This is a genomic window from Jiangella rhizosphaerae, from assembly GCF_003579925.1.
Classification (GTDB): Bacteria; Actinomycetota; Actinomycetes; order Jiangellales; family Jiangellaceae; genus Jiangella; species Jiangella rhizosphaerae.
Genome location: NZ_QUAL01000394.1, coordinates 1 through 11,021, shown reverse-complemented (window position 1 = coordinate 11,021; position 11,021 = coordinate 1). Strand labels below are relative to the sequence as shown.

Below are 11,021 nucleotides of genomic sequence, written 5' to 3'. Positions count from 1 at the left end.
CGGCCGCCGGCGCCGCACCGGCGTCCGGTGCCGTCCCGGGCGGCGGCGGGACCGCGCCCGCGGTCGCCGCATCGGCCGGCGGGGCCTGGTTGCGGTTGCGCGAGAGGAAGAACAGCAGGGCCGCGAGGCCCAGCACCACGACGACGATGAGGATCCAGATCCACGCCGGGATGCCGTCGCCGCCACCGCCTCCGGAGTCGGCGGACCGGGCGCTGATCTCATTGACCTCGCCGGGGACCGGCGTCCAGGTGACGGTGGTGCCGTCGAGCTCACCGTTGTGCTCGGTGACCTCGCCCGGGAAGGTGATGGCGACGCGCAGCTCGAGCGAGTCCATCAGCTGGTCCATGTCGCCGAACGGCAGCTCCTCGCCGCCGCCCAGCTCGCCCAGCTCGCCGGCCATGTCCTCGGGGTTCATGTCGGTCATGTCGAGGCTGCCGGTGACGACGATCTCCTCGCCCTCGTGGACGATGCTGAACTCCTGCCCCTCGGAGAACTCCGACAGCGGGACGTCCTCGAAGATGTAGCGCTGGCCGACGAACCGGTCGTCCTCGTAGTCCTCGACCTCGGTGCCCTCGGGGAGGTCGTCCATCTCGCCGAACATCGAGCTGGGATCCTCACCCATCGACTCCGCCATCGCCGACACGTCGCGGCTCAGAGCGAGCACCATCTCGCCGCCGACGGTGTCGTTCTCGGCTACGTCGAGCTGCATATCGATCTTGAAACACCCGGTCAGCAGCAGCGCCGAGGCCGCCACCGCCAGAGCGCGCACAGGTCTCGTTCGATTCATGGCCCGCAGCCTGGCACAACGATCACCGTTTCGGCACCTCCGGACGGGACCTGGCGGGTTCGACCGGTCTCAGGCCGCCGCGCGCAGGATGTCCAGTGCGCCGTCGGCATGCTTCTCCATGGTCAGCTCGCTGCGGACCACACCGAGCACGCGCGAGTCGGTGCCGATGACGAACGTGTGCCGCTTCACCGGAAGCGCGCCGAGCCGCCGCTTGACGCCGAACTGCGCCGCCACCGCCCGGTCGGGGTCGCTGAGCAGCGGGTACCCGAGGTCGTGGCCGGCGTCGAAGGCCTGCTGCTTCTCGACGGCGTCGGCGCTGATGCCCACCGGCTGGGCGCCCGCGGCCGCGAACTCCGCGGCGAGGTCGCGGAAGTGGCAGGCCTCGGCCGTGCAGCCGCGGCTCATGGCGGCGGGATAGAAGAACAGCACCACCGGGCCGGTGGCCAGCAGGTCGCTGAGCCGGCGCTGGGTGCCGGACTGGTCGGGCAGGACGAAGTCGTCGACGGCATCACCGACATCCATCGCACCATCCTGCCACCCTGCCGAGTCAGGCCAGGACGGCCGTCGCGACCAGCAGGACCAGCGACGCCGCCAGCACTCCGATGCTCGCGACGGCCGGCGCCACCGTCACCCCGCCGGACGGCTCGAAGCGGCACGCCTCCCAGCGCTGCCGTACCGCCAGCAGGGCCGGCGCCGGTCGCTGCCCGGCCCGCGCGACGGCGTCGCGCTCGAGCACCCCTCCGGGGGTGACGTGCCGGTCGTAGAGGGCGGACATGGACGCGGGACCCGGCGCCGCGAGAGCCCGGCAGCTGACGTCGCCGGCGCGCAGCCGCAGCGACCAGCCGAAGCCGGCCTCGTCGAGGGCCGACCAGCCGATGCGCACGTCGCGCAGCGGGTTGCGGACGGTGACGCCGGCGTCGTCGATGACCACCGCCGGCCGCCAGCACGTCACCCAGAGCAGCCCGCTCGTGGCGGCGGCGAACAGCAGGCCGGTGCGCTCCGGCGGCCACGACGCCACCAGCCAGCTCAGCGCGGCGATCCAGCCGGCGACGGCGACGGCCCGGCCGAGAGCGTGCCGCAGCACCACGACATTCGTCACGGCACGATCGTGGCACGTTGCCCTTCCCGGGGCCATGCAACCGTTCTGACCCGCCGATGCGTCATTCTCTTGTATGCGTCGGCGAGACGGGGCGGGTGATGCGATGCGGCTACGGTCCGGTGGGGCCATCCTCCTCGTGCTGCTCACCTGCTGCGGCGGCGACACCGAGACCGGTGGCGCGCCGTCCGGTGCCAAGGCCGGTGCGGCGCCGGGGGTCACCCGGGTCTGCGACCTGGTCAGCGAGGACGAGGTGCGTTCCATCTACGCCGGTGTGCGCATCGCGCTGGCCGACTACGCGGGCCCGGTCGGCGACCCCTCCTTCGACAGCTGCGAGATCACCGTCGATCACGGCACCACCACCAGCCCGCTGATCCCGTTCCAGCTCCAGGTCTCCATCGACCCCGTGACGCCCGCCGATCACCAGGAGATGCTGGACAAGTTCGTCGCCGACGGCCTCGGCCCGAGCACGGAGGTCCCCGGCCTGGGCGACGCGGCGCACTTCGTCGGAGCCGGCTTCCTGCAGGTCCTCGACGACGACCGCGTGCTGCGCGTCCAGGGCGGCGGCGACGAGAACGCCATCCAGCTGGCCCGGCTGGTGCTGCCACGGCTGCGTCACCTGGCGCCGGCGCCCGAGGCGGGCACCGAGCCGGCCTGCGACGCCGTCACCGCGCAGGCCGAAGCCGTGCTCGGTGCGCCGGCCACGACCCGCCGCGACCGGCAGACCGTCGACGAGCTGCGATGCGAGTGGTCCGGCGGCCGCGAGACCGTGTCCGCGACCGTGCGCGGCTACGGCGACGAGGTGGGCCGCATGTGGGCGATGGACCTGCCCGGTGCCGAGCCCATCCACGTCGGAGGGCTGCGCGACAACGGCGTCTACATGCCCACCGGTGGCATCTACTTCTGGATGGGCCACCAGCAGGTGACCATGTACCTGCGGCATCGTCCACACGTGTCGGCGGGCGACCGCGACGCGCTCATCGGGCTGGCCGACGCGTTCGCGCCGTCGCTGCTGGACATCGCGCCCCGGGTCGGCCCGCCCAAGAAGCCCGCCGAGGGCGTGTCGCCCGAGGCCATGCGGCCGCGTGCGCTCTGAGCGGCGGTGCCGCCGACACGCTCACCAGCGGTCGTGCACCAGCGGCCGGATCCGTTCGTCGTAGACCCGCCGGATGGCCGCGGCGGTCGACGCGTCGAGTGGGGCGAGCCCGGCGGCGGCCGCGTTCGCGACGGCCTGGCCGGGGTTGCGTGCGCCGGGGATGACGACGGAGACGCCGGGCTGGTCGAGGATCCAGCGCAGCGCGAGCTGGGCGGTGGTGGCGCCGGGCGGGGTCAGCGCCGCGATCTCGCGGGCGGCCTCGACGCCGACCTCGAACGGAACGCCCGAGAAGGTCTCGCCGACGTCGAAGGCCTCGCCCGCGCGGTTGAACGTGCGGTGGTCGTTCGGGCCGAACGTCGTCGACGCGTCGTAGCGGCCGGACAGCAGCCCGCTGGCCAGCGGCACCCGGGCGATGATGCCGACACCGGCCGCGGCCGCCGCGGGGAGCACCTCGTCCAGCGGCTTCTGCCGGAAGCAGTTGAGGATGATCTGGATGCTGGCCACCCCCGGCCGCCGCAACGCGGCCAGCGCCTCGGCGCAGGTCTCGACGCTGACCCCGTAGGCAGCGACGCGCTTCTCCTCGACCAGCGTGTCCAGCGCCTCGAACACGGCGTCGGTGGAATAGACCTCGGGCGGCGGGCAGTGCAGCTGCACGAGGTCGAGCCGGTCGACGCCGAGATTCTCGCGGCTGCGGTCGGTCCAGGCCCGGAACGCGTCGAGCGTGTACGCGCCGGCGACGTGCGGGTTCGCCCGCCGGCCCAGCTTCGTGGCGACGGTGAGGCCGGCGTCGGGACGGCGGCGCAGCAGCTCTCCGACGAACCGCTCGCTGCGGCCGTCGCCGTACACGTCGGCGGTGTCGACGAACGTCATCCCGGCGTCGACGGCCGCTTCCAGCGCGGCCAGCGCGGCGTCGTCGTCGACGGTGCCCCAGTCGGCGCCGATCTGCCATGCCCCGAACCCGACGATGCCGATCTGCCGGCCCGTCCGCCCCAGCTGTCTGGTCTCCACGCGTGCGAGCCTAGGCGCCGGCGCCCGGCGTCAGCGCGGCAGGTGCGCCTCGATGACCCCGACCAGCTCGTCGGACTCGGGCTCGACCCCTGGACGGAACCGGCCGAGCACCTCGCCGTCGGCGGAGACCAGGAACTTCTCGAAGTTCCACTGGACGTCGCCGGCCTCACCGGTGGCGTCGGCGACCTGGGTGAGCTCCGCGTACAGCGGCTGCCGCGACGGCCCGTTGACGTCGGCCTTCTCGTACAGCGGGAACGTCACGCCGTACGTGGTGGAGCAGAACTCCTGGATCTCCTCGGCGGTGCCGGGCTCCTGGCCGCCGAACTGGTTGCACGGGAAGCCGAGCACCGTGAATCCGCGGCCGGCATAGCGCTGCTGCAGCCGCTCGAGGCCCTCGTACTGCGGGGTCAGGCCACATTTCGACGCGACGTTGACCAGCAGCAGGAGTGACCCGCGGTGGTCGGCGAGCGAGGCGTCGGCGCCGTCGATGGTGTGTAGCGGAATGTCGTACAGGCTGGTCAACGCGGGACTCCTCACGCCTGGCTGGTGTCTTCCCCTCGAAGACAACCACACCCCTGATGCCGTTCTTCCGGCCGCATAGGCTCGCGACATGGAGATCAGGGATGCCCGGGTCGACGACTGGCCGGCCATCTGGCCGATCCTGCAGGCGATCGTCGCAGCGGGCGAGACGTACACGCTGCCGCGCGACCTCGACGCCGAGACGGCCCGGCGCATCTGGCTGCTGGAACCGCCCGACCGCACGGTCGTCGCCGTCGACGACGACGGGACGGTGCTGGGCTCGGCGAAGATGAACCGGAACCACCTGGGCCCGGCGTCGCACATCGCCAGCGCCAGCTTCATCGTGGCGCCGGAGCACTCCGGCCACGGCGTCGGCCGGGCCCTCGGCGAGCACGTGCTCGAGTGGGCGCGCGCCGCCGGCTACCGCGCGATGCAGTTCAACGCCGTGGTCGAGACCAACACCCGGGCGGTCGCGCTGTGGCGCTCGCTCGGCTTCGAGGTCATCGGGACGCTACCCGAGGGCTTCCACCACCCGGTGCACGGCTACGTCGGGCTGCACATCATGCATCGCCGCCTGTAGCTCCCCGGCCCGGGCGGCGCTACCAGTAGTGCCTGCGCCCGGCCAGCGGACGCCCGACGGCACCCAGGACGTACAGCACGGCACCGACGATCAGCAGGATGATGCCGATCGTCGTCAGGATGCCCACGCCGGTGAGCAATCCGATCAGCAGCAGAACGACACCCAGGATGATCATCCCAGCTCCATTCGTCCCCGTCATCGGACTTTCGTGACGTACCGGCACTTACCCGGCACCGCGCCGTCCAATCGGGGCGACGGGGCTACGGCGTCGCGTCGAGGTCGCGACGGCGCAGGTCGCTGAGCCAGGCGTCCACCCGCCCGGTGTCGGGACCGGGCGACAGGAAGGACACCGCGGCGGCCTCGTCGAGCTGCTGCTGCAGCTCCAGCCGGTAGGCGTCGACCTGCTCCCAGGGCAGCGCGCCGGCCCGGACGGCGGCCAGCCGCTCGCGATGCTCGCGGGACGGGGCGCCGACGTCGCCGGTGCGCAGCAGGGACTGCCCGTCGACCAGCAGGCGCAGCAGGTCGGCCGCGGCGGCCGCCTGTTCCTCGTCCGGGTCGTCGTCGCCGGCCAGCCGGGTGAACCCGGCCAGCACGTGGTCGGCATAGGCGGCGGAGATGGTCTGCGACAGGAATGCCGGACGCAGGTCGAGCAGCTCGCGGCCGATGTCGCTGACCCAGATGCGACGGGGCGACCACAGCAGCTCCAGGCAGACCGGGTCGGCGTCGAGGGCCAGCCGGCAGAACTGCTCGACCTCCCACGACAACCACGGCCCCGGCCCGGCCACCTGCTCCGGCGGCTTGCGCAACGACCAGAACGCCGCCGTGGGCGCCTGGAAGACCGCGCGCACCGTCAGCTCGGCGGCGGGGTCGGCGGGCTGGTGGCCGACGGCGGCCGCGAACAGCGTGCGAGCCGCCACCAGGTCGTCGGCCGCACCGGAGCGGACCGGCTCCGGCAGCTGCGTGGGCGGGTCGGCGAGCGAGCTCAGCTCGTCGGGTGCGACCTCGACCAGCCGGCCGTCGACCAGTGCGACGGTGTAGGTGCCGTCGGCCTCACGGACGACGCGACCGGCGAGACCGCGGCCGGTCCCCGGGCCGGCGGCGTCGACCGCGGTGCCGTGCACGGCGACCTGCGTGCCGACCGGGACTCGCGTGGGGGCGCTCAGGCGAGACATGACGACTATTCTCGCCCGGCCCGCGAGTGCCCGTCCGGCGATCCACCGGGTTTCAACCGTTTGGACCGGATCGTTGCGGCTCTCGGACCCGGTCCTGGGCCGGTCGCGCGTGGTTGGCCGGGCGTTCGGCACGCTTCTGGGTGGCGTTGCTGTCGCGAGGCGTTCTCCCGCTTCACGAGGGCATGCCGGCCTGGTGAAGCGGGAGACATCCTCGTGATGCAAGCGATCCTGGATGATCTTCGCTGTTCACGGCCCGACAAAGGGTGCGAAACGGGCACGCCAACCGGAGCTGAGAACCCACGGGCGTCGGCAGGCACCGTGCTGCCGGTAGGTTGCTGTCGTGAGCGAGCAGCAGTGGACGGCGGTCGACCGGTATCTCGGCGAGCACGTGCTCGCACCCGACCCCGTGCTCGACGAAGCGCTGCGGGCCAGCGACGCCGCCGGGCTGCCGGCCATCAACGTGGCACCCAACCAGGGCAAGTTCCTGCACCTGCTCGCGCTGATCGCCGGCGCGCGGCGGGTCCTCGAGATCGGCACGCTGGGCGGTTACAGCACCATCTGGCTCGCACGGGCGCTGCCCGAGGACGGCCGGCTGGTCACGCTCGAGGCCGACCCCACCCACGCCGAGGTGGCCACGGCGAACCTGCGCCGCGCCGGGCTCCTCGACCGCGTCGACGTGCGGGTCGGGCCGGCGCTCGACACCCTGCCGCAGCTGCGGGGGCCGTTCGATCTCGTCTTCATCGACGCCGACAAGCCGAGCAACGTCGACTACGTCGGCTGGGCGCTGCGGCTGTCCCGGCGCGGCACGGTCATCGTCGTCGACAACGTCGTCCGCGCGGGCCGGGTCATCGACGCCACCACCGGCGACGCGGCCGTCGACGGCACCCGGCGGCTGTTCGAGTACCTCGCCACCGAGCCCCGGCTCACCGCGACCGCCGTCCAGACCGTCGGCGCCAAGGGCTACGACGGCTTCCTGCTCGCGGTGGTGACCGCCGACCTCTGACGGCGAACGTGGCGCAACCGCCGCTCGACGGGTCGATGAACCCTCGATACGTCCCTTTCGCGGCCTTCTGAGCGCTCCCTACGGTGAGCTCCGACCATCCACCGGGCGGAGATCACGGAGGCCACGTTGGCGCAGCAACTCACCCGCCGCAGCATCCTGCGACTCGGCGGGGCGACCGCCGCCGTCCTGGCCGGCACCGCCGCGACCGGCGGCATCGCCTGGGCGTCGCCCACCCCGCCGCCGGCGAAGCTGACCGACGGCGTGTTCACGCTCGGCGTCGCGTCCGGCGACCCGCTGCACGACCGCGTCGTCATCTGGACCCGGCTGGCCGCCGACCCGGTCGCGCTCGACGGCTCCGGCGGCATGCCGTCGCGGCCGGTCGCGGTGTCGTGGGAGGTCGCGCACGACGAGCGGTTCACCCGGCTGGTCCGCCGCGGCATGACGATGGCCCGCCGCGAGGAGGCGCACTCCGTCCACGTCGACGTCGCCGGCCTGGAGCCGGACCGCTGGTACTACTACCGGTTCCGCGCCGAGGGCCAGCTGAGCCCGGTGGGACGGACCCGCACCGCCCCGGCGCCCGACGCGCTGGCGCCGTCGTGGAGGTTCGCCATCGCCAGCTGCCAGAACTACACCGCCGGCTACTACACCGCCTACCAGGACATGCTGGCCGGCAGCCCGGACATCGTCTTCCACCTGGGCGACTACATCTACGAGGGCGGCGGACAGGGCAACCTCGGACGCGGCCACCTGCCCGATGCGAAGCTCGCCACGCTGGCCGACTACCGGGTCCGGCTCGGCCAGTACCACAGCGACCCCGACCTGCAGGCCGTCCACGCGGCCGTCCCGTTCGGCATCACCTGGGACGACCACGAGCTGGAGAACAACTGGGCCGGCGACGACGCCGACCCGGACCGTCCGGCGGACCAGTTCGCCGCGCTGAAGACCGCGTCGTTCCAGGCGTACTGGGAGCACATGCCGTTCCGCGCGGCGCAACGGCCGAGCGGGCCGAGCATCCAGCTGTACCGCCGGCTGCGGTGGGGACGGCTCGCGACGATCAACATCCTCGACACCCGGCAGTACCGCACCGACCACACCTCCGACATCGAGGCCGACGGGCCGGAGGCGTGGGAGCCCGGCCGCACCATCCTCGGCGCGGAGCAGACCCGGTGGCTGCTCGACGGGCTCAACGGCAGCGCGAGCACCTGGAACGTGCTGGCCCAGCAGGTGCCGTTCTTCGACGACCCCGACGTCGGCGCCGAGAACGACAAGTGGGACGGCTACCGCGTCTCGCGCCAGCAGGTGCTCGAGGCGATGGCGTCCGGCCGGCCGCGCAACCCGATCGTGCTCTCCGGCGACATCCACGCCAACCGGGCCGCCGACCTCAAGCTCGACTTCGACGACCCCGAGTCGCCGACCGTCGGCGTGGAGTTCACCGGCACCTCGATCACCAGCGGCGGGCAGGTGGCGGCCTCGGTCCGGCACGACCCGGACCCGGAGAACCCGCATTTCCGGATGGCCGGGGCGGGCCGCGGCCACGTCCTCGTCACGGTGACGCCGGAGCTGGCCCGCGCCGACTACCGCGTCGTCGACACCGTCCGGCAGCGCACCTCGCCCGCGCGGACCGTCACGTCGTACGTCGTCGAGGAGGGCCGGCCCGGGCTGAGCCGGGCCTGAACGGTCAGACCGACCGGACGAACCGCTCGCCCATCTCCCGCAGGTAGTCGCGCAGCTCGGCCGGCTCGACGACGTCGAACTCGGCGCCGATCGAGCCCAGCAGGAACGCCGGCCAGTCGAGCGTGTCGACGTTCATCGTGAGCCGGCAGGACGCGGGACCGGCCGGCTCGGCCGTCCCCCACGTCCAGACCTGCTTCTCGACGTCGGCCGCGGGCGCCCGGACGTCGACGACGACGTGGTAGCGGGTCGGCACGGCAGCCAGCCGCTCGTGCACGAACGTCGCGGCGTCCTCGGCGGGCAGTTCGCGCGGACGGAACCGGGCTCCGGTCGCGACCGGCTCGGACAGGCGGTCGACCCGGAACGTGCGCCAGTCGTGCCGCTCGACGTCCCACGCGACGAGGTACCAGCGGCGTCCGCGCGACACCAGCCGGTACGGCTCGACCAGCCGGCCGGTGGCCGTGCCGTCGCGCGAGGTGTACCGGAACCGCAGCCGCTCGTCGTCGCGGCAGGCCTGCGCGATGACGGTGAGCGCGCCGGAGTCGACCCGCGGCCCGTCGCCGGGGATCGACGGGACGGTGTACGTGTGCAGCGCGTCGACCCGGCGGCGCAGCCGCGGCGGCAGCACCTGGATCACCTTGGCCAGCGCCCGCACGGACGTCTCCTCGATGCCGCTGACGGCGCCGCCCGCGGCCGTGCGCAGGCTGACCGCGATGGCCACGGCCTCCTCGTCGTCGAGCAGCAGCGGCGGCAGCGCGGCGCCGGCCTGCAGCTGGTAGCCGCCGGCGACCCCACGGGTCGCGTCGACCGGGTACCCCAGCTCGCGCAGCCGGTCGACGTCGCGGCGCAGCGTGCGCGGGCTGACGCCGAGCCGGCCGGCCAGTTCCTCCCCCGGCCAGTACCGGTGCGTCTGCAGCAGCGACAGCAGCCGGAGCATCCGGGCACTCGTGTTCGCCATGTTCTCCAGAGTCCTGCCTATTGAGGTCAGAAAGTGGCCTGAATGGACTCTAGCGTGGTTCCCATGAACGCCACCATGATTCAGACCAGCGGTCTGACCAGGCACTTCACCGTGAAGAAGCAGACCGTCGAGGCCGTTCGCGGGCTCGACCTGCGTGTGGAGGACGGCGAGCTGGTGGCCCTCCTCGGACCGAACGGCGCCGGGAAGTCGACGACGCTGCGCATGCTGACGACGCTGATTCCGCCGACCGCGGGCACCGCCTCGGTTGCCGGCTACGACGTCGTCGCCCAGCAGCGCGAGGTGCGCAGGGTCATCGGCTACATCGGCCAGGGCAACGGCGCCGCGCACAGCCAGCGCGGCCGGGACGAGCTGGTCAGCCAGGGCCGGGCGTACGGCATGAGCGTGCGCGACGCGAAGGTGCGCGCGGACGAGCTGATCGCGTCGCTGGACCTGGCCGCCGTCGCGGACCGGCCGGTGTCGTCGCTCTCCGGCGGCCAGAAGCGCAGGCTGGACATCGCGATGGGCCTCATCCACGCGCCGCGGCTGCTGTTCCTCGACGAGCCGTCCACCGGGCTGGATCCGCAGAACCGGGCCAACCTGCAGGAGCACATCCTGAAGCTGCGCGCCGAGCACGGCACGACGATCGTGCTGACGACGCACTACCTCGACGAGGCCGACGCGATGGCCGAGCGGGTCGTCGTCATCGACCACGGCACCGTCATCGCCGACGACACCCCGGCGCGGCTCAAGGCCGACCACGCGGGCGACCGGATCACCCTCGGCTTCGGCTCCGCTGCCGACGCCGACCGGGCGGCGAGGCGCCTGGCGTCGCTGGCCGGCGCGACCGTGGCGGCCACCGGCTCAGAGGTGGACGTGCGGGCCGTGGGCGGGCCGCGGCTCGTCCCGGGGATCATCCGCGACCTCGACGCGGCCGGCATCGCCGTCGAGTCCACCGCCGTCAGCCGCCCCACCCTCGACGACGTCTTCCTCAACCTCACCGGGCGCAGCCTGCGCGAGGGCGTCGTCAGCACGTCGACCGAGGAGGTCGCCGCATGAGAAGCCCTATGTCAAGCCGGCTCCGGTTGATCTTGGTTGAGGAGTTGTTGGAGGGCGCGGTGGCGGGTGGGGTCG

Annotated in this window: 13 protein-coding genes; 5 read left to right on the top strand and 8 right to left on the bottom strand. The window is 73.0% G+C overall.

Annotated features, from left to right (window positions below):
* The 3 genes from DY240_RS26695 to DY240_RS26685 form a co-directional block, all read right to left on the bottom strand.
* Positions 1 to 769, bottom strand: a 769-nt coding sequence (locus DY240_RS26695) for an LppM family (lipo)protein (RefSeq protein WP_119662707.1), incomplete at its 3' end; no start/stop codon positions are given.
* 87 nt (positions 770 to 856) lie between these two features.
* Positions 857 to 1,309 (bottom strand): peroxiredoxin, encoded by a 453-nt coding sequence (locus tag DY240_RS26690; protein ID WP_119662706.1) that lies wholly within the window; start codon positions 1,307 to 1,309, stop codon positions 857 to 859.
* A 25-nt stretch (positions 1,310 to 1,334) separates the two neighbouring features.
* Positions 1,335 to 1,886, bottom strand: coding sequence for a PH domain-containing protein (locus tag DY240_RS26685; RefSeq protein WP_158603015.1), 552 nt, complete (start codon positions 1,884 to 1,886; stop codon positions 1,335 to 1,337).
* 103 nt (positions 1,887 to 1,989) lie between these two features.
* Here DY240_RS26685 and DY240_RS26680 point away from each other — a divergent pair, with 103 nt between their 5' ends.
* Complete coding sequence (locus DY240_RS26680; protein WP_158603014.1) at positions 1,990 to 2,979, top strand: hypothetical protein; 990 nt, start codon at positions 1,990 to 1,992, stop codon at positions 2,977 to 2,979.
* A gap of 21 nt (positions 2,980 to 3,000) precedes the next feature.
* Here the strand turns inward: DY240_RS26680 and DY240_RS26675 are convergent, their stop codons facing one another.
* Complete coding sequence (locus DY240_RS26675) at positions 3,001 to 3,987, bottom strand: aldo/keto reductase (protein ID WP_119662703.1); 987 nt, start codon at positions 3,985 to 3,987, stop codon at positions 3,001 to 3,003.
* Between the two features lie 30 nt (positions 3,988 to 4,017).
* A complete protein-coding gene (locus DY240_RS26670; protein WP_119662702.1) occupies positions 4,018 to 4,509 on the bottom strand; it encodes a glutathione peroxidase in 492 nt (163 codons plus the stop codon).
* Between the two features lie 88 nt (positions 4,510 to 4,597).
* On the opposite strand from DY240_RS26670, the gene DY240_RS26665 reads away from it, so the two are divergent.
* Positions 4,598 to 5,086 (top strand): GNAT family N-acetyltransferase, encoded by a 489-nt coding sequence (locus DY240_RS26665; RefSeq protein WP_119662701.1) that lies wholly within the window; start codon positions 4,598 to 4,600, stop codon positions 5,084 to 5,086.
* Between the two features lie 19 nt (positions 5,087 to 5,105).
* On the opposite strand, the gene DY240_RS33030 is transcribed toward DY240_RS26665, so the two are convergent.
* Together DY240_RS33030 and DY240_RS26660 are read right to left on the bottom strand one after the other, a co-directional pair.
* Complete coding sequence (locus DY240_RS33030; RefSeq protein ID WP_199702532.1) at positions 5,106 to 5,261, bottom strand: DUF6131 family protein; 156 nt, start codon at positions 5,259 to 5,261, stop codon at positions 5,106 to 5,108.
* An 85-nt stretch (positions 5,262 to 5,346) separates the two neighbouring features.
* Entirely contained in the window at positions 5,347 to 6,258 is a 912-nt protein-coding gene (locus DY240_RS26660) for a DNA polymerase beta superfamily protein (protein ID WP_119662700.1), read from the bottom strand.
* A 340-nt stretch (positions 6,259 to 6,598) separates the two neighbouring features.
* Between DY240_RS26660 and DY240_RS26655 the strand changes: the two genes are divergently transcribed.
* The gene (locus tag DY240_RS26655; protein ID WP_119662699.1) at positions 6,599 to 7,261 is read left to right on the top strand and encodes an O-methyltransferase; all 663 of its coding nucleotides are present in this window, start codon (positions 6,599 to 6,601) and stop codon (positions 7,259 to 7,261) included.
* Positions 7,262 to 7,387: 126 nt separating this feature from the next.
* A complete protein-coding gene (locus tag DY240_RS26650; protein WP_119662698.1) occupies positions 7,388 to 8,935 on the top strand; it encodes an alkaline phosphatase D family protein in 1,548 nt (515 codons plus the stop codon).
* Between the two features lie 4 nt (positions 8,936 to 8,939).
* Here the strand turns inward: DY240_RS26650 and DY240_RS26645 are convergent, their stop codons facing one another.
* Positions 8,940 to 9,890, bottom strand: coding sequence for a helix-turn-helix transcriptional regulator (locus DY240_RS26645; RefSeq protein WP_199702530.1), 951 nt, complete (start codon positions 9,888 to 9,890; stop codon positions 8,940 to 8,942).
* Positions 9,891 to 9,965: 75 nt separating this feature from the next.
* Between DY240_RS26645 and DY240_RS26640 the strand changes: the two genes are divergently transcribed.
* Entirely contained in the window at positions 9,966 to 10,946 is a 981-nt protein-coding gene (locus tag DY240_RS26640; RefSeq protein ID WP_119662708.1) for an ABC transporter ATP-binding protein, read from the top strand.
* Positions 10,947 to 11,021: the final 75 nt, after the last annotated feature.